Source organism: Haladaptatus sp. AB618 (assembly GCF_024136965.1).
Classification (GTDB): Archaea; Halobacteriota; Halobacteria; order Halobacteriales; family Haladaptataceae; genus Haladaptatus.
Genome location: NZ_JAMYJX010000001.1, coordinates 981961 through 1002271, shown reverse-complemented (window position 1 = coordinate 1002271; position 20311 = coordinate 981961). Strand labels below are relative to the sequence as shown.

23 protein-coding genes are annotated in these 20311 nt (G+C 61.7%); 12 read left to right on the top strand and 11 right to left on the bottom strand.

What is annotated here, in order from left to right; all coding sequences use genetic code 11:
• Window positions 1–178: 178 nt before the first annotated feature.
• The 4 genes from cysS to NKF26_RS05340 form a co-directional block, all read right to left on the bottom strand.
• A complete protein-coding gene (cysS, locus tag NKF26_RS05355) occupies window positions 179–1666 on the bottom strand; it encodes a cysteine--tRNA ligase (RefSeq protein WP_253227199.1) in 1488 nt (495 codons plus the stop codon).
• Between the two features lie 134 nt (window positions 1667–1800).
• Window positions 1801–2301, bottom strand: coding sequence for a hypothetical protein (locus tag NKF26_RS05350; RefSeq protein ID WP_253227198.1), 501 nt, complete (start codon window positions 2299–2301; stop codon window positions 1801–1803).
• A 92-nt stretch (window positions 2302–2393) separates the two neighbouring features.
• The gene (locus NKF26_RS05345; protein ID WP_253227197.1) at window positions 2394–2945 is read right to left on the bottom strand and encodes a hypothetical protein; all 552 of its coding nucleotides are present in this window, start codon (window positions 2943–2945) and stop codon (window positions 2394–2396) included.
• 49 nt (window positions 2946–2994) lie between these two features.
• A complete protein-coding gene (locus tag NKF26_RS05340; protein ID WP_253227360.1) occupies window positions 2995–3180 on the bottom strand; it encodes a methytransferase partner Trm112 in 186 nt (61 codons plus the stop codon).
• A gap of 229 nt (window positions 3181–3409) precedes the next feature.
• On the opposite strand from NKF26_RS05340, the gene NKF26_RS05335 reads away from it, so the two are divergent.
• Window positions 3410–4516: a hypothetical protein gene (locus tag NKF26_RS05335; RefSeq protein WP_253227196.1), complete on the top strand. Its 1107-nt coding sequence runs from the start codon at window positions 3410–3412 to the stop codon at window positions 4514–4516.
• A 120-nt stretch (window positions 4517–4636) separates the two neighbouring features.
• Window positions 4637–6181, top strand: a complete 1545-nt coding sequence (locus NKF26_RS05330; protein WP_253227195.1) for a molybdopterin-dependent oxidoreductase — start codon at window positions 4637–4639, stop codon at window positions 6179–6181.
• Between the two features lie 25 nt (window positions 6182–6206).
• Here the strand turns inward: NKF26_RS05330 and NKF26_RS05325 are convergent, their stop codons facing one another.
• Entirely contained in the window at window positions 6207–7571 is a 1365-nt protein-coding gene (locus NKF26_RS05325) for an adenylosuccinate synthase (protein ID WP_253227194.1), read from the bottom strand.
• 233 nt (window positions 7572–7804) lie between these two features.
• Between NKF26_RS05325 and NKF26_RS05320 the strand changes: the two genes are divergently transcribed.
• Entirely contained in the window at window positions 7805–8110 is a 306-nt protein-coding gene (locus tag NKF26_RS05320; protein WP_066142221.1) for a hypothetical protein, read from the top strand.
• On the opposite strand, the gene NKF26_RS05315 is transcribed toward NKF26_RS05320, so the two are convergent.
• The 3 genes from NKF26_RS05315 to NKF26_RS05305 form a co-directional block, all read right to left on the bottom strand.
• Window positions 8107–10074, bottom strand: coding sequence for a hypothetical protein (locus tag NKF26_RS05315; protein ID WP_253234062.1), 1968 nt, complete (start codon window positions 10072–10074; stop codon window positions 8107–8109). The two genes, NKF26_RS05320 and NKF26_RS05315, sit on opposite strands and share 4 nt — an antisense overlap.
• A 109-nt stretch (window positions 10075–10183) precedes the next feature.
• Window positions 10184–10462, bottom strand: coding sequence for a UPF0058 family protein (locus NKF26_RS05310; protein ID WP_066142214.1), 279 nt, complete (start codon window positions 10460–10462; stop codon window positions 10184–10186).
• A gap of 70 nt (window positions 10463–10532) precedes the next feature.
• Complete coding sequence (locus tag NKF26_RS05305; protein WP_066142210.1) at window positions 10533–10748, bottom strand: ribbon-helix-helix domain-containing protein; 216 nt, start codon at window positions 10746–10748, stop codon at window positions 10533–10535.
• Window positions 10749–10892: 144 nt separating this feature from the next.
• On the opposite strand from NKF26_RS05305, the gene NKF26_RS05300 reads away from it, so the two are divergent.
• The 5 genes from NKF26_RS05300 (at window position 10893) to NKF26_RS05280 (ending at window position 15398) form a co-directional block, all read left to right on the top strand.
• Window positions 10893–11060, top strand: coding sequence for a hypothetical protein (locus NKF26_RS05300; protein WP_253227192.1), 168 nt, complete (start codon window positions 10893–10895; stop codon window positions 11058–11060).
• 167 nt (window positions 11061–11227) lie between these two features.
• A complete protein-coding gene (locus tag NKF26_RS05295; RefSeq protein WP_253227191.1) occupies window positions 11228–11824 on the top strand; it encodes a sulfite oxidase-like oxidoreductase in 597 nt (198 codons plus the stop codon).
• Window positions 11825–11857: 33 nt separating this feature from the next.
• Window positions 11858–13180 (top strand): isochorismate synthase MenF, encoded by a 1323-nt coding sequence (locus NKF26_RS05290; RefSeq protein ID WP_253227190.1) that lies wholly within the window; start codon window positions 11858–11860, stop codon window positions 13178–13180.
• Window positions 13177–14946, top strand: a complete 1770-nt coding sequence (gene menD / locus NKF26_RS05285; protein WP_253227189.1) for a 2-succinyl-5-enolpyruvyl-6-hydroxy-3-cyclohexene-1-carboxylic-acid synthase — start codon at window positions 13177–13179, stop codon at window positions 14944–14946. The genes NKF26_RS05290 and menD overlap by 4 nt, the downstream gene beginning before the upstream one ends.
• A 68-nt stretch (window positions 14947–15014) precedes the next feature.
• Window positions 15015–15398, top strand: coding sequence for a hypothetical protein (locus tag NKF26_RS05280; protein ID WP_253227188.1), 384 nt, complete (start codon window positions 15015–15017; stop codon window positions 15396–15398).
• 29 nt (window positions 15399–15427) lie between these two features.
• On the opposite strand, the gene NKF26_RS05275 is transcribed toward NKF26_RS05280, so the two are convergent.
• Together NKF26_RS05275 and NKF26_RS05270 are read right to left on the bottom strand one after the other, a co-directional pair.
• The gene (locus tag NKF26_RS05275; protein ID WP_253227187.1) at window positions 15428–15640 is read right to left on the bottom strand and encodes a hypothetical protein; all 213 of its coding nucleotides are present in this window, start codon (window positions 15638–15640) and stop codon (window positions 15428–15430) included.
• Between the two features lie 38 nt (window positions 15641–15678).
• On the bottom strand, window positions 15679–16920 hold the full coding sequence (locus NKF26_RS05270; RefSeq protein WP_253227186.1) for a tripartite tricarboxylate transporter permease: 1242 nt from the start codon (window positions 16918–16920) through the stop codon (window positions 15679–15681).
• A 151-nt stretch (window positions 16921–17071) separates the two neighbouring features.
• On the opposite strand from NKF26_RS05270, the gene NKF26_RS05265 reads away from it, so the two are divergent.
• From NKF26_RS05265 to NKF26_RS05255, 3 genes are all read left to right on the top strand, one after another.
• Window positions 17072–17314: a glutathione S-transferase N-terminal domain-containing protein gene (locus NKF26_RS05265; RefSeq protein WP_253227185.1), complete on the top strand. Its 243-nt coding sequence runs from the start codon at window positions 17072–17074 to the stop codon at window positions 17312–17314.
• Window positions 17311–17844, top strand: coding sequence for a cob(I)yrinic acid a,c-diamide adenosyltransferase (locus tag NKF26_RS05260; protein WP_253227184.1), 534 nt, complete (start codon window positions 17311–17313; stop codon window positions 17842–17844). Before NKF26_RS05265 ends, NKF26_RS05260 begins: the two co-directional genes overlap by 4 nt.
• Before the next feature lie 90 nt (window positions 17845–17934).
• Entirely contained in the window at window positions 17935–18156 is a 222-nt protein-coding gene (locus NKF26_RS05255) for a hypothetical protein (RefSeq protein WP_253227183.1), read from the top strand.
• A gap of 36 nt (window positions 18157–18192) precedes the next feature.
• Here NKF26_RS05255 and NKF26_RS05250 read toward each other — a convergent pair whose 3' ends face one another.
• Window positions 18193–19335, bottom strand: coding sequence for an acyl-CoA dehydrogenase family protein (locus NKF26_RS05250; RefSeq protein WP_253227182.1), 1143 nt, complete (start codon window positions 19333–19335; stop codon window positions 18193–18195).
• Window positions 19336–19473: 138 nt separating this feature from the next.
• Between NKF26_RS05250 and NKF26_RS05245 the strand changes: the two genes are divergently transcribed.
• Window positions 19474–20292 carry an RIO1 family regulatory kinase/ATPase gene (locus tag NKF26_RS05245; protein ID WP_253227181.1) on the top strand — a complete coding sequence of 273 codons (819 nt, stop codon included), beginning with the start codon at window positions 19474–19476 and terminating at the stop codon, window positions 20290–20292.
• Window positions 20293–20311: the final 19 nt, after the last annotated feature.

The following is a 20311-nucleotide window of genomic DNA, read 5'->3' as shown; positions in this document are numbered from 1 at the left end:
AGTGTTATCACGGGACGTATACTAACGATATATTTGATTGCGGGTGAAGGGAGGACCAGTCCTATTCAGCGAGATCACTGGGTGCCGTTGTTTACGAGCACGATCGTGTTCGCCGTCGCGTATTCGTTGCGATGTCTCGATCAGCTACCGAAGGAGTTCTGAGAACCGGTTTCGGACGCTACGGGAGCTTGAACGACGGGCCGGAATCGGAGTCCTGCACGTCCACGCCGAGCGCTTGCAGGTCGTCTCGCAGCGCGTCGGCGCGGTCGTAATTGCCCTCTTCACGTTCGTTCTCACGCAGTTCGAGGACGAGTTCCACGAGGTCTTCGGCGAGTCGCACGTCACCGCCAGTCTCGCCGCCGAGCGAGAAGCCGAGGACCTCGCCGCCGAGTTCCTCGAACGTCTCGACGGCCGACTTGAGCCCTTCGTAATCGTACCCGTCGCCGTCATCCACGTGCCGGTTGACCGCCGTCACCAGATCGAGCAGGGCCGCGAGCGCGCGCCGCGTGTTGAAGTCGTCGTTCATCGCGTCTTCGAACTCGGCTTGGGTTTCGGCGACCGCCTCGCGCAACTCGTCGTCCTCGACCTTCGTCCGGGCGTTCTCGCTGTCGAGGGCTTCCACGGCGCGGTCGTAGCCGTCGGACAGTCGTTCCCAGCGTTCGACGGCCTCGTTCACGGTCTCGTCGTTGAACGTCTGGCGGTTCGAATACGAGGTCGAGAGCAGGAACATCCGGACGGCGTTCGCACCGATTTCCGAGATAGCGCCGCGAACCGTCGAGTAGTTGCCCAGACTCGAACTCATCTTCTCGCCGTCGGTTTCGAGCAGGCGGACGTGGAGCCAGTAGCGGGCGAACTGGTGGCCCGTCGCGGCCTCGCTCTGGGCCACCTCGTTTTCGTGGTGTGGGAAGACGAGGTCCTGTCCACCGACGTGGATGTCGATGGTCTCCCCGAGGTGTTTCATGCTCATCGCCGAGCACTCGATGTGCCAACCGGGGCGACCCTCGCCCCACGGCGACTCCCACGTCTCGCCGGTCGGGCAGGAGACGGCGTACTCCCGGTCCGACTTCCGGTGGTTCTCGATGGCATTCTCGCTCACGCCGTCGGCCTTCCACAGCGCGAAGTCGCCGGGATTGCGCTTCTCGGAGCGCTCGTCGCTCTCGCCCTGTGCTTCCATCTCATCGACCTTCTGATTCGAGAGTTTGCCGTACTCCTCGAACTTCGTCACGTCGAAGTAGACCGACCCGTTCGATTCGTAGGCGTAGCCCTTGTCGATCAACGTCTCGATGAGGTCGATGACTTCCGGGACGTGTTCGCTGACTCGGGGGTACACGTCGGCGCGCTTCAGGTTCAAATCGCGCATGTCTCGGATGACCTGCGTGATGAAGGTCCGTGCGACATCGGCCTCGCTGTCGCCGAGGTCGTCCTCGCCGACGCGGGCCGCGATCTTCTCGTTCACGTCGGTGAAGTTTTCGACGTGGTGGACGTCGTAGCCGAGGTGTTCCAGCCAGCGATGCATCACGTCGGTGTGAACCCACCCACGTGCGTGGCCCAGATGGGCGAGATCGGAAACGGTCAGCCCACAGTAGTACAGCAGGACGGAATCCGGGTCCCCTGGTTCGAACGGCTCCCGTTCCCCCGTGAGCGTGTTCGTTACGGAGAGTGTCATAGGGAACGGTAGTGTCAGCAACCGTTTTAAATCGTCGGAAGCGACACCAACCGCCTCGACCCACCGAATCGACGCAACCGATCCAACCAACGCAACCGATCCAACCACCCGATTACCGCACCCGTCTCGATCCGCTACTTCGGCACGGCGTCCAAGGCGTCCTCTACGAACCGAACCGCATTCGCGCCGTCCCGTCGTTCGACGACGACGACGAGGGATTCCGCGACGGCGGCCGCGACGACCTCCACGTCTTCGGTGAGGAGGCGGGAGAGGACGGACGCCAGTGACGCGGCATCGACGTTTCCGGTCACGACGATGCCTGTCAGCGACCCCGAATTCGGCGCGAATCCCGTCCCACCCACGGAGAGGACGGCCTCGTCGTCATCGTCATCCTCACCCGTTCGATCCAAGCCGCTCCGCATGGTGACGCGGACGTCACGAGATTCGGTTTCGTACGTCGGTAGTTCGTCGGCGAACCGGGAGAGCGCGGTCGAAACCGCGTCGGTGTCGTCGGCACCGACTTCGGCCGCGAGAAATCCCGCGGCCGCAGTGTAGTTCACGACGTCCGCACGGAGCGCGGCGAGGAGAAACGGTCGTCGCCGCGCCGCGGTTCGGGTGGCTTCTGCGAGAGACATTATCGGGATGCATGAGGAGAGCGGGAAAAAGGAATGCGATTGGGACGTGGAGGCAGTTGAGACGTGTGGAGACGATTGGGACGAGGAATCGGCTACTGCGTGAGGAAGTACGTCGCGACGCCGATACCGATCAGCACCGAAATCGCGCCGAACAGCGCGACGACCCAATCGACGAGGATACCGACGCCGAGGACGAGAACCACGGCCAACACGATGAGGACAATAAGCGGGAGGTTGCGCGTCAGTTCCGACGCTTCGGTCGACTGTTGGGGGGACCGCGGCTTGGGCTTCGAGAGGGCTTCGTCCACCAGAATCTCGTCGGCATCGGGGTCGAACTCCTCGATGTCGACGTCCACATAGGACGTTTCGGCCCCGTAGCTCGTGACGATTTTTAGTTTTCCGCGACCGGGACCGTTGCGGACCGAGATCGGGACGGCCTCCGTTTCGTCCTCCTCGATGTAGTGGTTCGTCGCGGACAACGAGGCCACTTCGGAGAGTTCGTCGTCGAGATGGAGGTGTACGTGGATCGGCGCACCGTGATTTTCGAGCACGACGTCGAACGAATCGTCGGTTTCGAACGACTGCGCTACGTCGATGTGATGCAGGCCGTCACGGTTGATGTGTATCGATAGCGTTCCAGACACAGTACACCTCGTTCGTTAATTGTGCTAAACTCTTCAACTATTAAAAGATTCAGGCCTCTCGCATGTCCGGCGGCAAGAGGTTCGGGATGCCGTCCTCGATGGGATACTCCTCGCTACACTCCGTGCAGGTGAGCGTCCCGAAGAGGACTTCCTCATCCTCTTCCTGGCGCACGTCGAGTTCGAGTTCCTGTTTATCAAGCGGACAGCAGATAATGTCCATCAGGGATTTCTTCATGTCCGGATGCACGAAGGGGCGGGGCAAAAACGTGACGGGTTCGATGGTAGCGACCACGTCGGCGAGTTCATCACTGGTAACGCGGATTACCGGCGCGGAAGCCACGCTACTGCCCCGCGATGGCCACTTCAGCTCGGATTGGCAATCGAAATCCCAGTTCCGGGAAAGGGTGACACTATCCGAGAACGAACGTCGCGTTTTATCGAATCTCTCATCGACTAGATTCCCCATGGTGACCGGAACTGTGAGTCGTCGCCAACTCCTCGCGGGGGTTGCTGGGGGTATCGGGATGGGGCCAATCCAACGGAACCGGCAGAAACTACCGAACGTCCTCGTCATTTTCGGTGGAAGCCCGGGAAACGTCATCGAGTACGAGTTCAGCGTCACTGGCCGCGTCCGAAAGACACGGGAAAACGGTGGTGCGCCGATCGATACGCGATTTCTCACCGTCGACAAGGAGGACAACGTCGGTAACGGAAACGTGACGGGGGCTATCGCCGGAGGCGGCGACGCGTACCGATATTCGGGCGTTATCACGTACTTCAAGGTGAAGGGAAAGGCGAACGTGTATCTGAACGGGAACAAACGCACACCGAAAGAGCTCACCGCGCCAACCGGGTCCGTCAAATTCGACGGGTGTCAGCGGGTGCGCGTCAAGGGGCCCTTCCAAATCGTCGCCATCAACACGGCGTGGTTCGACCAGGTCGGATTCGCGACCTCGTACTTTCAGTTCGGACCGATTCGGCGGCGGCGCGTCCTCCCGCCGAGAGCGCTCGCCGACGAAGGGATCTCCGGGTTCGTCGTGACGAGCGTCACGGCGTACAAGCGATATCCGGACGGACCGCAGATCGACGTGACGAACCCCTCGATCAAGCGGTGTATTCGGCGAATCCGTCCGCCGCGAGTGGAACCCTACTTCGTGGACTGCCGACCGAACGGGGACGGGACGATTCGAGTGCTATTCGGGTACAACAATCCGACCACAACGACGCTCCGTCTTACTAGTTCGTTCGAGGGAACCGTCGAGGGGCGTGCACCACGTCGGTTCCGCCCGAATCGACACGCCTTCGCGGTCGATTGGAAACCGACGGGAGACGACGACCGACTCGTCTGGCGGCTTAATCTCGAATCGTTCGGCTACGCACGGGATGGTATCGCGGTCACGCCGCTCGCCGCGGATTGCGCCGAGACGACTACGACGACCACGACTACCACAACGACGCAAAACGAAGGAACGCCGACTGAAGGAACGCCAACGGAACAACCACCGACGGAGCAACCACCGACGGAACAGCCACGAACTGAACGGGGAGGCACGACGACTTCGTCTTCGTAAGGGGCGACGGGGTCGAGCAGTTCGAGACCGATCAGTAACTCGTCGGAGGGAGAAGACTACTTCCGTCGTCCACCCACGAACGCTATCGTCGTTCCGGCCGTAGTTTCACGAGGGGAGAAAATGGCTCATTCGACGGGGCGCGATGCGCTCGTCGCGCTGCTCGCAGGGAGTGCTGGGGTCGCCGGTTCGTACGCGGTCACCGGGAACACGCCGGACTTCGTCGCCGCACCGGTGAATGCGTTCATCATCGAGGTCACGCCACCGGAGCTCATCGCGTTTTCCATCCAAACACTCGGTGAAGTCGGCGATAAGCTGGCGTTCGCGGTAGCACTGATGCTCACGATACTGCTGTTCGCACTCGGCGCGTTCGTCGGACTCGTCGTCGGGCGGCGGGCGGGGAGGACCAGCGGGTTCGTCAGCGTTCTTCTCGCCGGGGTGCTTGCGTGGGGTACCGCAACCGTACTGACCGGGGCATTCGTGCCCGCGCTCGGCTCTGCACTCGGCATCGGAATCGTCGTGGGAATCGCCAGCGTACCGGTCGGAAACCCGGCGTTCGACACGGGACGACGACGAGTGCTCGGGTCGTTGGTCGGCGCGCTCGGCGTCGGTATCGCGGGCTATCTGCTCGGGTCGCGGCGGACCGGTCAGCCTCGAAAACTACCGGAGCGAACGCCGCCGGAGGGTCACACCGACCAGTCCAATCGGTCGTCGAGTAAGGGGATGGGTAGCGGGAAGAAAAAGCGGATGCCCGACATGCGAACCGTGGAGGACCTGCTCGCGGAAGCCAAACGGAAGTCGCTCGACGTGGAGGGGCTTCCCGGGCTGGTGAGCAGCACGGAAGAATTCTACGAGGTGGACATCTCCTCGTTCAATCCGGACGTGAACGAGACGGAGTGGTCGCTCGCGGTCACGGGAAGCGTGGAGAAGGAACTGCGGCTCGATTATGCGGACCTCACGTCGATGTCGTCGGTGAACGTCTACAAGACGCTTCGCTGCGTCGGCGAGCAGTTGAACGCCCATCTGCTGAACAACGCGATATGGACGGCCGTCCCGATGATGGACGTCATCGAACGCGCGAAACCGAAGGGCGACTGTGGCTGCGTGATGCTCCGAGCGGCCGACGGCTACTACGAGGAGTTTCCGCTGGCCGCGCTCGAAACCGGCCTGCTCGCGTTCGGCATGAACGGGTTCTCCCTGCCGCGAAATCACGGGTATCCCGTCCGCGCCCTGATTCCCGGCCACTGGGGGGAGATCAACGTCAAGTGGCTCACTGAGATAGAGGTTCTCGACAAGCCAGCCGAAGGCTTCTGGGAGGAGAAAGGTTGGCACGGGACGGGACCGGTCACCACCGTGGCGAAACTGTGGGTGGAGAACACGCTCTCGGACGGTCGAAAACAGGTCGGTGGACTCGCCTACGCCGGAACGCGCGGCATCGAGCGCGTCGAGGTATCGACCGACGGCGGTGAGACCTGGGACGATGCACGCCTGTCGAAGCCGCTGAAGGGAGACGACGTGTGGCGGCAATGGACGTACGAGTGGAAACCGTCGGGAACCCACGAGGTCGTCGTGCGGGCAGTCGATGGAACGGGAAAACTGCAACCGAGAGCCGAAAATCAGCCGTACCCGAACGGCGCGACCGGTTGGGTGTCGGAAACGATATCGTAGTCGTTCGACACGTGGTTCGGAACGGTTACTCGAACGGGCGGTTCAGGATGACGGTGTCCTCCCTGCTTGGGCCGACACCGACGGCGTAGACGGGCGCGTCGAGTTCGTCGCTGATGTATTCGAGGTAGGTCCGCGCGTTCTCCGGAATCGCGTCGTAGCCCTCGTCGGCAACCTCGCTCCAGTCCACTTCCGGCCAACCGCCGAAGGAACGGAAGTTCGGCTCACAGCGACCCCAGCGTTCGGTCGTGGCGGGAACCGTGAATATCTCCTCGCCGTCGACATCGTAGCTGTATCCGACTTTCACCTCGTCGAGACCCGCCAACACGTCGATGTGATTGACTGCGAGACCGGTGAACCCGCTGGCGCGGGCGGCGTGGCGGAGCATGGGCATGTCGAGCCACGCGACCCGACGCGGGCGGCCGGTGACGGTACCGTACTCGCCACCCTCCTCGCGGATGTACTCGGCGAGGTCCTCGTTTTCGCCCGCCCCTTGTTCGTCGTAGTCGGGCGTGTCACCGACGACGCCGCCGAGTTCGGTCGGAAGCGGGCCGCTCCCGACGCGCGTGAGATACGCCTTCACGATGCCGATAACATCGCCGTCCCCGACGATACCGGGGCTGAGGCCCGTCCCCGTCGCGGCACCGCCCGCGGTCGGGTTCGAGGAGGTGACGTACGGATAGTTACCGTGGTCGATGTCGATGAGGGTACCCTGTGCGCCCTCGAAGATGATTTCGTCGCCGTCATCGAGACGCGAGGCGAGGAAATCGCCAGCTTCGACGGTCATGTTCTCTTCCTTCATGCGCTCGCCGTAGCGCTGGTACTGCTCGTGGACCGCATCGACGTCGAACGCCTCACCGGTCTCGACGCCGTAGACCTTCTCGGCGAGTGCTCGTTTTTGGGGGACGACGTATTCGAGTTTCTCGCGGAGGAGTTCGGCGTCGAGCAGGTCGCCGACGCGGATACCGCGCCGACCGGCTTTGTCCTCGTAGGTCGGGCCGATACCCCGTCCCGTGGTTCCCACCTTACGGTCCGAATCGCTCTTCACGTCCTCCTCGATGCCGTCGAGCACGCGGTGATACGGGAGAATGACGTGTGCTCTGCGGGCGAGTCGAACGTCGGGTTCGAGGCCACGTTCGCGGAGGGTGTCGATCTCGTCGAAAAGCGTCTCGGGGTTGACGACACAGCCGTTGCCGAGAACGCCGATCTTGCCTCGGACGACGCCGCTCGGAACGAGGGAGAGTTTGTATTCGTTGCCGCCCTCGACGACGGTGTGGCCTGCGTTGTCGCCGCCTTGATAGCGAGCGACCACGTCAGCGGCCGCGCCGTAGAGATCTACGACGCGACCTTTGCCTTCGTCGCCGAGTTGCGAACCCACGATGGTTACGGTCATACCGAAGATGGTTTCTCCCGCACCTCCTAAACCGATTACGGTCTTCGAAGCAAAAGGATACACGAACGTGATCATTTCGGTGTCCGAATCGCGTCAATTCTAGCAGCGACGGGGATATTCACGCGACGAATTCGGAAGTGTTAACTTGTCTCAAGAGAAAGTTTCGTTCTACTCTTCGGCATGCGATGCGGACAATAACCTTTAAAAGCTTCTAAGACAAGTTAACACATGCCATGATAGATCGACTGGAGAAGGAAGTCGATATGCTGGAACGCCACTTGCAGGTCCTGAAAATGGTCATTGAGAGTGAACCGATCGGCATCGTAAAGATGTCGAACGAGACGGGATACCCCCATCACAAGGTTCGCTACTCGCTGCGAGTTCTCGAAGAAGAAAACCTCATCTCGCCCTCCAACCAGGGCGCGATAACGACTGACCGAACGGAGGAGTTCGTCTCCGAACTCGACGAAAAACTCTCCGAAATCACGACCAAGCTCGACTCGATGAAGATCGGCGAGAAGGCGGAAGCCGAAAACTAGAGTTCTGGAACCGTCAAGTGGAATTCACCGTTACGTGATTCGACCAGACACAGATGATATCCCCGCTTTCGGGATAGCTTGACGAAACTCTCCCTTTTTTCTCGCGTTAGCAGCCCGCCACTGGTTGCGTCCTCCGTCGTCTCCAGTGCGGCCGGTTCGAAGAAGCTCTTCGTCACCTGGAACGCCGCGCTGAGTTCGTCGTTCACGCTGGCGACGCTCGTCGCGGCATCGACGAGGGACCCCATCATCTCGCCCGTCGCGGGGTCGCGCGAGTCGTTGATGTTCGCCACGACGAGCGGGTTGCCCATCCGGTCGCGGAGGATGACGTCGAACGTCAGTTCGGTCTCCTCGCCCTCCTCGTCTTCCGTCACCAGATTGCCGTGGAGTTCGATCCGATCGATCTCCTGAATCGCTTCGAACAGGTCACCGAGCCCGCGCTGATGACCCGTCTCGATGATTTCGTACAGGAGGTCGACGACAAGCCACGAGACGAACGTATACTCCATCGAATCGTGGAGGAACGCCTCGAACTCCTGCCCATCGACCGCGATGCCCTCCGCGTCGAACTGCGTGTGATGTTCGAGTTGCAGGTTCGACTCGATGGTCTCGCGGCTGGCATCACCCGCCGCCGCGTCGGCCAGCGTCCCTTTGGCTTTCGACCCGTAGCGAACGAAGAAGTTCGTCTGCGCCAGCGCTTGTTCCGGCGTCAGCTGTCGTTCGGCAGTGATACCCGGACCCTTCTCACGGAGCGTTTCGAGTTCGTCTTGCAGTTCCTCGACCCGTTCTTTCAGTCGGTCGCGTTCCGCTTTCAGTTCGTCACGCTCCGATTCGGCTCGGGCGAGTTTCGACTGCAACGTTTCGATCTTTTCGGCGCGCGCGGTCAGTTCGGCTTCGACCTCCTTCGCCCTGCCAGATGTCGAACGGCTCTGTGACCGTTGTTGCGGAGGTTTTCGCGTCGGACGACGCTGTTTGACACCCACGTCGTGCGACTTCGCGGAGCTGCTCTTGTCGGGGTCGAGCGACGGAATGGTCGTGGTCTCCCGCCACTGCTGTTCGTCCGAGAGCGGATCGGATGCTCCCGTACCTGCGGCGCTTTCCGCGCCGCCGTCGTTTCCAGCGCCCCCGGAACTCGACGCGTTCGGCGTCGAGTGTGCGGACTGGGCTGGTCGTGCGTCCGCCTCGGTCGGCGACTGCTCCATCTCCACCGAAGAGGGTTGAACGGCCTCCGCCTCCGTCGACGACCCCGTTCCTTCAGCCCGTTCCGGCGTGCCGGGGGAGGACTGTGCGGACCCTTCCGGTGGCGTCTCCGGTTCGTTCGTTTCCGCCGGTTCCGAGGTCGAGGTAGATTCCGGTGTCGGTGTTGAGACTGGTTCCGATTCCGGTGTCGCGACTGGCTCAGGATCCGGTTTCGGCTCCGATTCCTCGATCTCCGGCAGGTCGATGACGTTCACGTCGGCCGCGACGACTTCGTAAATCCCGACCTCGTCGTTGGCGCGGGAAAGCGCCTCGTCGCCGGTGTACAGTTGCTCGCTCTGACCGACGTACGCGGCGCTCATCGACCGTCCACCGTGGTACACCACGTAGTAATCGCCGCTGAGAACGTTTTCACTGAGTTCGATGTACCCAGTGAACTTGTTCGATGCGAGCGTTTCGCTCGCCTCCTTCAGCGGTGTGTCGTTCGTGTAGTATTTCGCCTGTGTCTTTCCGCCTCGCTCCTTCATGCTGAACAACAGCGGAAGCGAAGGGTGAGGGGCGTCGAACAGCGTCCCGTCTGCATCCTCGAACGAATCGATAGTGCCGTCAAATACGCCAATGACGCGGCCGTTCAACATGAACAGCCACGCGCCGCCCGCGTCGACCGCACCGGAAAATTCCTCGTCGGCAAGCGTGTGGAGCGTCTCGAACCCACCGGAAAAGGGACGAGAATCCCACTGGGATATCTGCTCGACTGTGCGCGCGTCCATAATACGTCAAAACGGAATCCTCCTCAAATAGTTTCGGGTTAGTCGGATACACGCATCAAGTGGGGGGCCCTCGTCGGGGATGCATAACCGCGCGATAACGCCCGAAAAATCAGATCTTCTGCTCGGCGTCGTCGGCCAACTCCTCCATGCGCTTGCCGATCCGGCCCGCTTCACTGAACTCGTCTTCGCTCATCACGTCCGCGAGCGAGTTGCCGAGAACGAAGACGGCGTGTTTGTGCTCGCTCTTCGATTTGTGGACATGCGAGGGATCGACGTCGAGCTGATCGTATGCGTCGAACGCGCCGTCGGGGACGTCGTCCTGTTCACGGAAATACTCCATGATGGTCACCATCTGCTCGTGTAGCTCGAGAAGCTCATCCTTATGCATGCAGGGCCATTAGAAGTTGGCCGGTTTAAGAGTTTCTGAGAACTATTCACACATCGGGGTGAAACGCCCGCTAGAAGACGTACTCGTCCTCGTGACCCATCATCCCCTCGTCTTCGAGTCCCGGTTCTCTATCGTTGTCCATCGGTCCGCTGGTCTTGTATGCCTTGAGACCAGTTGCGAGCAAGTCCTCGATAGCTTCCTCCCGGTTGACGAACTCACCTTGTTCGACCATTTGGGCGATTTGCATTTCGAGGTGCTCTGGGACGGTAATCTCTACCTTTGGCATTGGAACAGTTGTGGGCTTCGGGAGGGGTGTTCTTAAGTCTGACGGGGCAGATAGTACAGCTATTGAAAACAATAATTTCCTTTATCAAATTATACTTTCCGACATCTGTTTATATTTTTCATTACTTCCGAAGATCGGTCGGGAATGGGACCGAAGAAACGAAAACTTGTTCGTCTCGGTTTCGCCGCCGTCGAACCGATGGTCGTTCGGGACGAGGTCGAACCGATTTCGTACCTGGCCGTCTCGCGTACGACGGTCAGTGACGACACGACGGCCGTCCGCGGTCGGTTACGAAGCTATCGTTTGCGATAGACGACTTTTGTTACTCGGTCCGTACCGAGCCACAGGGTCACGTTGGGCGAAGATATCTGGATTACCCTCCGCCAACCCACGCGTACACTCGACGCTGGACGCAGTCGGTACATCCGACGTTGACCGCAGTCGGTACATCTACGTTTCCAGCGACCCGAGTTCGCTCCATGAGTACGACGGACAAGACGGAGCTCCACCGGGAGTTCGACGGGAAGCGATTGCCGCCGGGGCAACGGAAGACGAACAAGTTTCCGGTCCTCTCGAAGGGGTCAACGCCGGACTGGGACCCGGAGACGTGGGAGTTTTCGGTGACGGGGGCGGTCGAAACCGAACTGGCGTTCTCGTGGGAGGAGTTCCGTGACCTATCGAACGAGACACAAACGCAGGACTTCCACTGTGTCACCGGCTGGAGCAAGTTCGATTGTGAGTTCACCGGCGTCACGTTCCCGACGCTCGCGGAACTGGCCGGTGTGGACGATGACGTGGTTCACGTGATGTTTTCCGCACTCGACGGCTACACCACGAACCTCCCGTTCGAGGACTGCATGCGCGACGAAGTGCTGTTCGTCTGGGAGTACGACGGCGAGGCGCTCCCCCGCGAACACGGTGGACCGCTTCGCGTCGTCACGCCACACAAGTACGCGTACAAAGGGGCCAAATGGGTCGATGGGGTCGAGTTCCTCACTGAACCCGAACGTGGATACTGGGAGAAACGCGGTTACTCTAACACCGCAAACCCGTGGAACGAGGAGCGATATAGTTAGGCTGAAGGGTCACCGCTCCCGAGTTGTCACTAAATGCCACCGCACCGTGACGGTCAACTGTCGGCGGGTTCGCCGCTCGTAACCCGAACGTGCAGAGTACCCGACGTTTCGTTCCGCTCCTTTCTCGCGGGACAGGCGGCTCCACGCCTCTACTGGACTTCTCCGGACGGTCTCGAAATCGCCGCGACTGGCGCAGTCGCGCGCATCACTGCCACTGGTGGAGGGCGGTTCGACGCGGTTCGCAGCCAAGCGACCGATCTCTTCGATTCTGTCGATACCGACGACGGGCCGGACGCGACGCGTCCGCGCCTGTTCGGCGGGTTTTCGTTCGATACCGAACACCAACCGGAACCGCCGTGGGACGGTTTTCCAAGTGCGGAATTCGTTCTGCCACACGTCCAACTGACGCGTACGGAAACCGAGACGTGGCTCTCGGTTTCCGCCCCCGAAACAGCGACTGCCGAGGAAACGCTCACCGAGATGCAGGCGGAAATCGAGACGCTACCGACGATGCGCCCCCGTGGTGAATCGCCGGGAATCGAGTCCACGACCCCCATCACCTCGCGGGAGGAATGGTGTTCCCAGATACGCCGCGCGACGGATCGGATCCAGGGTGGCCAGCTAAAGAAGGTGGTCATCGCGACCGCGCTGGAGGTCGAACTCGGCGAATCGGTCATCGTTCCGGACATCCTCGAACGGCTTCGAACGTCCTATCCGGAGTGTTATCGATTCCTCGTGCAACCCACGTCGTCGGGCGGGTTTTTCGGCGCGCCGCCGGAACGCCTCGTCTCCCTTCGCGGTGGGACGGTCGAGACGGAAGCGCTCGCCGGATCCATCGGCCGCGGCGAGACACCCGAGGAGGACGACGAACTCGCGACTTCGCTCGCGGACAGCGAGAAGGTTCGGGAGGAACACGAACTCGTCGCCGAAACCATCCGTGAGCGGCTCGAACCCCTCGCGTCGTCCGTTTCGGTCGGCGAGCGACGACTCAAGCGACTCTCGACCATTCAACACCTACAGACGCCGATTTCGGCGGATATCGGCGACGGCGAACACGTTCTCTCGGTCGTCGAAGCTCTCCATCCGACTCCCGCGGTCGGCGGGCTTCCGCTGGAAGACGCGATGCGAACGATTCGTGAGACGGAAGGGTTCGACCGTGGCTGGTACGCCTCGCCGGTCGGCTGGTTCGACGCCGACGGGGACGGCGAATTCGCCGTCGGCCTGCGTTCCGGTGTCGCAGCCAACGACCGTGTCACCCTGTTCGCCGGAAACGGCATCGTCGCCGATAGCGAACCCGAAGCGGAATGGGACGAAGTGCAGTTGAAATTCCTGCCGATTTTGAACGAACTCGAATGACCTATCCGAACCGAAACACGCTGTGGGCCGAAACGTTCGTGGACGAGTTGGCCGCTGGTGGGGTCGATTCCGTCTGTCTCTCTCCCGGTAGTCGGTCGACGCCGTTGACCGTCGCGTTCGCCCTGCACGACGATATCGAGGTGTTCTCCCATTTGGACGAGCGCTCGGCGGCCTTCTTCGCGCTCGGGCGAGCGAAGCGCACCGGCAAGCCGACCCCCATCGTCTGCACCTCGGGAACGGCGGCGGCGAACTTCCACCCGGCCGTCATCGAGGCCGACCGAGCACGGGTCCCGTTGCTCGTCTGCACGGCGGACCGACCGCCGGAGCTCCGCGATAGCGGCGCGAACCAGACCGTAGACCAGGAGAAACTCTACGGCGACGCCGTTCGTTGGTACGCCGACGTCGCCGAACCGGAAGCCACCCCGAGGAAACTGCGCTACCTTCGCACGACGGCCGCCCGCGCCCTCGGTTCGACGACCGGAACACCGCCGGGACCGGTGCATCTCAACTTCCCGTTCCGAAAACCCCTCGAACCGACCGACGTCGCTGGGGACGTTCCCGACTCGTTCGCGGACGACGAACCGCTCGCGGCCGAGGGGCGTGACGGGCCGTTCGTTCACCTCTCACAGGGCGTTCCCGAACTCGATTCCGCCGCGCTCTCCCGACTCGCCGAGTCGGTGGGCGACGCGGAACGCGGCCTGCTCGTCGTCGGCCCCGCCGACGCGCCGACACCGGGCCGTGACGAATTGGAAACGCTGGCCGATGCGACCGGCTTTCCCGTGCTCGCCGACCCGCTGTCGGGGCACCGGTTCGGCCACGACCGGCCCATCGTCGGCGGCTACGATTCGTATCTCGTGCCGGACGTGACCGACGAATGGCCCGACCCGGACGTGGTTCTTCGGTTCGGCGCATCCCCGACTTCGAAGACCCTTCGTCAGTATCTCGAACGCGTCGAAACCCAGCAGTTCGTCGTGGACTCGGCGGGCGGATGGCGTGAAGCCTCGTTCACCGCGACGGACCTCGTCGTCGCCGACCCGACGCGCCTCGCTCGGCGACTCGCCGACGAACTCGAAGACGGAGAAAATGGAGGGAACGACGAGTGGAGGGCACGGTTCGAGCGTGCGGATTCCGCCCACCGGTCGCTACTCGCGGAAACGGAGGAGCATTTCGAGGGCGGCGTGCTCGCCGATGTCTCGCGACTCGTTCCGGATCCGGCGACGCTGTTCGTGTCCAACAGCATGCCGGTCCGGGATTTGGACCGCTTTGCCCGCCCGCGGTCGGCCGACGTGACCGTCCTCGGAAATCGCGGTGCAAGCGGTATCGACGGCATCATCAGCTCTGCACTCGGCGCGGGGAGCGCGACGGACGACCCTCTCGTCCTCGTCACCGGCGACATCGCGTACTACCACGACATGAACGGACTGCTCGCACTCGACCGCTGTGGAGTGGACGCGACCATCGTCGAAATCAACAACGACGGCGGTGGCATCTTCCACATGCTTCCCATCGAATCGTTCGACCCGCCATTTTCCGGGCAGTTCCGGACGCCACACGGACTCGATTACGCCGCGACTGGCGACCTCTATGACCTCGATTTCCAGCGCGTGGAGACGCGTTCCGAATTCCGTGACGCGTTTTCGGATTCCCTCGATAGCACCGGGACGCAGGTCATTGAAGTGCTCACGGACGCCGAACCGAGCCATCGGATTCGGGAATCGTTCCAAGAGCGTCTCGTCACCGACCTGTCCTCCGATTTCGGAGTCTAGTTTTCAGCGAAGATAATCCCGGGAAGATTCATGTCTTTCGTTAGCGAACGTGGAGACGGATAGTTATTATGTCTCATACAGCTACGGAATCCAAAGAACTCGTTACGTATCTACAGGAGCACGTCGGGGACCTTCTTCGAAGCGTTCTCTACTACGATGCCGATTCCTGCGAACTGCTCTACATCCGTGACGACGTCGCCGACGCTTACGACGAACAGGAGCGTGCCGACGTACGCCGCGACATGCGACTCGAAGCCATCGAGAAATCGCATCAGGAAGACCTCTACAATCACGGATCGCTGAGCTGTACCATCCGTTGTTTCGACGACGCCATCGAGATGCACTTCACGCACGGCGAGCTTTGCGGTACCGCCGTCGCGCTCGACGGCGAAGCGTTCGCGGTGCAGAACACGTTCGTCGGCGCCTGCCTCGATATCATGAACGGGGAGTAGCCCACGGCGGTCACCGAACTCGGTCACTTCTACTCTCGTTCTCGTTCTCGTTCCCGCGTTTCGAGTTCCGTTCGCAGTTCGTCGACCTCGTCTCTCAGTTCGGATACCTGCTCTTGTGACCGTCGGTGGAGCACGAATATTCCTCCGAAGATGGTCAATGGAACGCCGAACAGCAAGATTGCCATGATGAAGATGACGATCAACTCCATGCCGCCCGGGACGGGACCGAACAGAGGGATCATGACCTCAAATTGACAGCAGGTGCGTAAATGCTTCGTGGTTACACGCCGACGATGAGCGGGCCGAGCAACACCCCCATGAGATGGACCCGTCGGCACCCCAATCGCGGTGGCAGGCAACCGAGGATGGCACTGCAAACGAAGAGACCGACACCGACGACGCCCGCGAACAGGAACGACGCCGCGATCAGCAGACAGAGGATACCGATGGAGAGCCGTCGGTAGTTCAGCCGACCGACCGCTTCGAGGTAGGTGTCGCCGAGAACGAGGACGAGGACGAACCCGACGACACCCGCGATGGCGACGCTGGCGAGAAGCACCGGCAGGTCGAGCGGCGCGTTCGTCTCGCGCAGGGCGACCATCACGCCTGTTCGCGGCGTTCCGAGCGAGACGAGCGCGAAAAGCGCGAAGATGGTGTTCGCGGTGTTGACGCCGCTAGTCGCCACGATGAATCCACGTGCTTCGGTTCTTCGGGGGACCAGTGCCAGCGCGATGACGGCCGCTATCGCGCTCGACACGCCGGGGAGATATCCGACGATTCCACCGGCGAACGCACCCGCGAGTGCGGTTACGGCGATTGCCCGATGGGTCATCGTGAGCGTTGCTTCGGCCTGTGGCGGAACCCCCGCTCCATTCATCGCGTCTACGAGCACCGGCGCGCCGAACAACCCCGCAAACAACGGCGTGAGTACCCCGCCGATACCGAGAGGTGCCGATGGTGAGAGCGGAAGGGCCAGGATACCGAGCACGGCACTCGTGCAGAAGACGACGAGGCCACCGACTTTCCCGCGAGTCGTCGGTTCCGTGAGCACGAGAAACGCCGTGATTCCGACGAGAAAGAACGGGAGATGGTTCCGAACCAGCGGGTAGGCATCCGTCATCGCCGTCGTGACCGGAATCGCCAGCGGCACCGCGAACGCCACCGCCAACCCGCTCCCCAGCGCCGAGAGCCGAAGCGCCTCCCTGCCTTGGCCTTCGATGACCAACCGATGACCGGGGAGCGCCCCCGCCGCCATCACCGGGTCCGGGACCCCGAGCGCCAGCGACGGAACCACGTCCAGAAACGAGTGGACGACCCCCGCCGCGAGTATCGCCGCACCGACCAGTTTCGGCGGTCCGGCTATCGACCCTGCCACCGACGCCAGCAAGAGCGCGAGGTTGTTGACGTGAATTCCCGGTGTAAGCCCGCTTATCGTACCGACAACGATCCCGCCGAAGACGAACGCGAGCGTGGTCATCGTCGTCGATGGACGCAGTAGGAGTCCGGTTCCGAGCACCTCCATTGCGCCGGAGTGGTCCCGTTTCGGTATTTAAAATTCGGGGTACTCGCGTTTGCGGATACGAAGCAACTTCGCGACCGGCCGGAGGCTTTCGAAGTCCGTTGTAGTCTCCGAGACGGTAGCTTACTTTACGCTCGCGCCCCATCGTTGCGATATGAGTTCGATAACGCTGTACTCGCTCGATGGCTGTCCGTTCTGTCAGAAGGTCCACGACGCGCTCGATGAGGCGAACATCGAGTACGAGACGGAGTGGGTCGAAGCGCTCCACTCGAAGCGGAACGAGGTCAAACGCGTCAGCGGTCAGCGCGGCGTGCCGGTGCTCGTGAACGAGGATTCGGGCGTCACGATGGCCGAGAGTGAAAAGATCGTCGAGTACGTGGAGCAATCGATCGTATGAAGATCTACACCGGTCGCGGCGACGCGGGGCAGACCGACCTGCAGAACATGTCCCGCGTCTCGAAAGCCAGCCCGCGAATCGAGGCCTACGGGACGGTGGACGAGGTGAACGCCCTCATCGGTCGCTGTCGACCGACGGGACACGACGACGTGGACGAACACCTCCACGAAATCCAGAACCACCTCCACATCGTGCAGGCCGACTTGGCCAACCCGGAACCCGACGAGGACGACCCGCAGGTGAGCGCCGAACACGCCGACCTGCTCGAATCGTGGATGGACGCCTACGACGAGGAACTGGACCCCCTCACGTCGTTCATCCTCCCCGGTGGCAGCGAATCGGGGGCGGAACTCCACCACGCCCGCGCCGTCTGCCGCCGCGCCGAACGTCGCGCAGTTGCACTGGCAAGCGAGGAGGAGATCAACGAGAACGCCGTGACGTACCTGAACCGGCTATCGGACGCGCTGTTCATCCTCGCCCGCGTCGTGAACAAACGCGACGGGGAACGGGAAGAGAGTCCGACGTACTGAGTTCTTCTTTTACTACAGCGTCCGCTGTTCACACGAAAGAGTGTTCAGTTCACCCACAAGCTTATGCCCCGGAACGAGAATCGTGGCGATATGCCTCCCGCATTCTTCACCCTCTTCATGGTCGCGTTCGTCGCCATCGGCGCGTTGAACGTGTTGAAACCCCGTGCGATGGCACGACACCAGATGCGAGTGCGATACGGCGCGAAAGGAGACATCGAGTTCAGCGATACGCGCATTATGCTCCAGCGATTGGTGTCGTTCATCGTCCTCGTGGTCGGCGTCTGGACGATGTTCTCGTGGGGGGTTTGGTGAGAGTAAAAAGGCTTCCGACGAGGATTTTTTCTCGGCTTACAGTCCCAGTTCCCGTCCGATGACGAGGTGCTGAATCTCGCTGGTCCCTTCGCCGATTTCCATCAGTTTCGCGTCACGCAGGAACCGCTGCGGGGCGAAGTCCTCGGTGTAGCCGTAGCCGCCGAGCACCTGTACGGCGTCCTCGGAGACCTTTCGAGCCGACTCGCTGGCGTCGAGTTTTGCCAGCGCACTCTCGTGGGAAACGGAGTAGCCTTCGTCGTACTTGCACGCCGCTTTGTGGGTCAGCAGGCGCGAACGCTCGATCTTGCGGTCCATGTCCACGATCTTGTTGCGGATGGCGTCGAACTTCGAGATCGGCTTGCCGAACTGCTCGCGCTCCTGGCTGTACCGGTGGGCCGCCTCGTAGGCACCCTGTGCGATGCCGGTCGAGAGCGCGGCGATGCTGATTCGGCCGCCGTCGAGCGTCTTCTTGGTCTGCTCCCAGCCCTCGCCCTCCTCGCCGAGCAGGCGGTCCTCGGGAATCCGGCAGTCGGTGAACTGTATTTCACAGGTCGGCGAGGCGTTGAGTCCCATCTTGTCCCAGACGGTCGTGACCTCGAAGCCGTCGTCCTCCTCGGGATCAACGATGAACGTCGAGATGCCGCCGTAGCCTGCATCGGAGTCGGTGACGGCCTTCACCAGGACGCTTCCCGCCTCGCTGGCGTTGGTGATGAACTGCTTCGTGCCGTCGAGCACCCACTCGTCGCCGTCCTTTTCAGCCGTCGTGTCCATGTCGCTCGCGTCGGATCCGGATCCGGGTTCCGTGAGCGCCCACGAACCGAGGTAGTCGCCCTCCGCGAGCGGCGTCAACCACCGTTCTTTCTGTTCTTCGGTGCCGAACAGCTCGATGGGTTTCGATGCCAGCGAGATGTGTGCAGCATACGAGAGGCCGATGGATCCGGACACCCGGCCCAACTCCTCGGTGACGAGCGCGTACATCAACTGGTCGCCGCCGAGTCCGCCGTACTCCTCGCTGATGGGAACGCCCATCATGTCGAGAGCGGCGAGTTCGTCGAAGACCTCCGCGGGGAAGCGGTGTTCGCTCTCGATTTCCTGTGCGATAGGTTCGATTTCCTCGTCACAAAACTCCCGGACGGTGTCGCGTACCATCCTGTGTTCGTCGGGGAGATTGAAATCCATACGCAATTTTTGCGCGGGTTTCGCTATAATGTCTTCGACTGGTCCCTCGTGAGCGGAGCGAACGAGGGGAAAGCAGGTAAAATGAAACCTCCCTGACGGTGAGTGAGTTTATCAACGATGGGGACGAACCGGACTCCAATGGGTATCCGGCGACTGGTACGTGGGACGATCGAGTGGCCGCGTATCGAGGCAGTCATTCGAGAGATCGCGGAGCGATACGACCGCGAGGAAGTTCGCGTCGAGTTCATCGACGCCGACAACTGGCTCTCGACGCCCTGTGTGGTGGACGACGAGTGGTTCGTCAAGATCACGACCGACCAGAACTCGCTCGTTCACGCGCTCTTCACCAGCGTGCGGAATCTGGGCGCGTTCAGCAGCGGCACCGAGGGATTTTTCGAACATTTCGCCGGGCCGGACGAGATGGCGGAACACGAGCTAGAAGCAACGAAGAAGATGCGAGAAATCGGGTTGAACGTCCCGGCACCGATAGAGGCGTTCGAATACGACGACCTCGGCGTGTTGGTCATGGAGTACCTGCCCTCTTTCGAGACGTTCGAGGGGATTCCCGAATCGGACGTGCGCAAGTACGCCCCCGACCTGTTCGGCGCGCTCGCCCGGATGCACGAACACAACCTCGCACACGGTGACCTGCGCGGGGAGAACGTCCTCGTCGCGGACGGAGAGATATACTTCATCGACGCGACGAGCGTCAACGAGGAGCGAATCGACGAGGCCCGTTCGTACGACCTCGCGTGCGCGCTGGCGTCGCTGACGCCGCTCATTGGCGCTCGTGACGCGGTGCTGGCCGCCAACGAGCACTATTCTCCGGAGGAGTTGCTCGCCGCACGCGAGTTCCTCGACTTCGTGAACATGCGTCCCGACCACGATTTCGACGCCGCGAGCGTCAAAGGTGAGATCGAAAAGCTCGCCGACAGGGAAGAGGCCGAGAGCGGCTAATCGCTCGCCGGTGACTATT

Bases quoted from the DNA above. Each gene is read 5' to 3' on its own strand.
- NKF26_RS05270 (WP_253227186.1), bottom strand. From the start codon at position 16,920: ATGGAGGTGCTCGGAACCGGACTCCTACTGCGTCCATCGACGACGATG.
- NKF26_RS05295 (WP_253227191.1), top strand. From the start codon at position 11,228: ATGAGTACGACGGACAAGACGGAGCTCCACCGGGAGTTCGACGGGAAG.
- NKF26_RS05340 (WP_253227360.1), bottom strand. From the start codon at position 3,180: ATGAAGAAATCCCTGATGGACATTATCTGCTGTCCGCTTGATAAACAG.
- NKF26_RS05305 (WP_066142210.1), bottom strand. From the start codon at position 10,748: ATGCCAAAGGTAGAGATTACCGTCCCAGAGCACCTCGAAATGCAAATC.
- NKF26_RS05300 (WP_253227192.1), top strand. From the start codon at position 10,893: ATGGGACCGAAGAAACGAAAACTTGTTCGTCTCGGTTTCGCCGCCGTC.
- NKF26_RS05335 (WP_253227196.1), top strand. From the start codon at position 3,410: ATGGTGACCGGAACTGTGAGTCGTCGCCAACTCCTCGCGGGGGTTGCT.
- NKF26_RS05330 (WP_253227195.1), top strand. From the start codon at position 4,637: ATGGCTCATTCGACGGGGCGCGATGCGCTCGTCGCGCTGCTCGCAGGG.
- cysS (WP_253227199.1), bottom strand. From the start codon at position 1,666: ATGACACTCTCCGTAACGAACACGCTCACGGGGGAACGGGAGCCGTTC.
- NKF26_RS05315 (WP_253234062.1), bottom strand. From the start codon at position 10,074: ATGGACGCGCGCACAGTCGAGCAGATATCCCAGTGGGATTCTCGTCCC.
- NKF26_RS05260 (WP_253227184.1), top strand. From the start codon at position 17,311: ATGAAGATCTACACCGGTCGCGGCGACGCGGGGCAGACCGACCTGCAG.
- NKF26_RS05310 (WP_066142214.1), bottom strand. From the start codon at position 10,462: ATGCATAAGGATGAGCTTCTCGAGCTACACGAGCAGATGGTGACCATC.
- NKF26_RS05290 (WP_253227190.1), top strand. From the start codon at position 11,858: ATGCCACCGCACCGTGACGGTCAACTGTCGGCGGGTTCGCCGCTCGTA.
- menD (WP_253227189.1), top strand. From the start codon at position 13,177: ATGACCTATCCGAACCGAAACACGCTGTGGGCCGAAACGTTCGTGGAC.
- NKF26_RS05245 (WP_253227181.1), top strand. From the start codon at position 19,474: ATGGGTATCCGGCGACTGGTACGTGGGACGATCGAGTGGCCGCGTATC.
- NKF26_RS05255 (WP_253227183.1), top strand. From the start codon at position 17,935: ATGCCTCCCGCATTCTTCACCCTCTTCATGGTCGCGTTCGTCGCCATC.
- NKF26_RS05320 (WP_066142221.1), top strand. From the start codon at position 7,805: ATGATAGATCGACTGGAGAAGGAAGTCGATATGCTGGAACGCCACTTG.
- NKF26_RS05350 (WP_253227198.1), bottom strand. From the start codon at position 2,301: ATGTCTCTCGCAGAAGCCACCCGAACCGCGGCGCGGCGACGACCGTTT.
- NKF26_RS05265 (WP_253227185.1), top strand. From the start codon at position 17,072: ATGAGTTCGATAACGCTGTACTCGCTCGATGGCTGTCCGTTCTGTCAG.
- NKF26_RS05325 (WP_253227194.1), bottom strand. From the start codon at position 7,571: ATGACCGTAACCATCGTGGGTTCGCAACTCGGCGACGAAGGCAAAGGT.
- NKF26_RS05280 (WP_253227188.1), top strand. From the start codon at position 15,015: ATGTCTCATACAGCTACGGAATCCAAAGAACTCGTTACGTATCTACAG.
- NKF26_RS05250 (WP_253227182.1), bottom strand. From the start codon at position 19,335: ATGGATTTCAATCTCCCCGACGAACACAGGATGGTACGCGACACCGTC.
- NKF26_RS05275 (WP_253227187.1), bottom strand. From the start codon at position 15,640: ATGATCCCTCTGTTCGGTCCCGTCCCGGGCGGCATGGAGTTGATCGTC.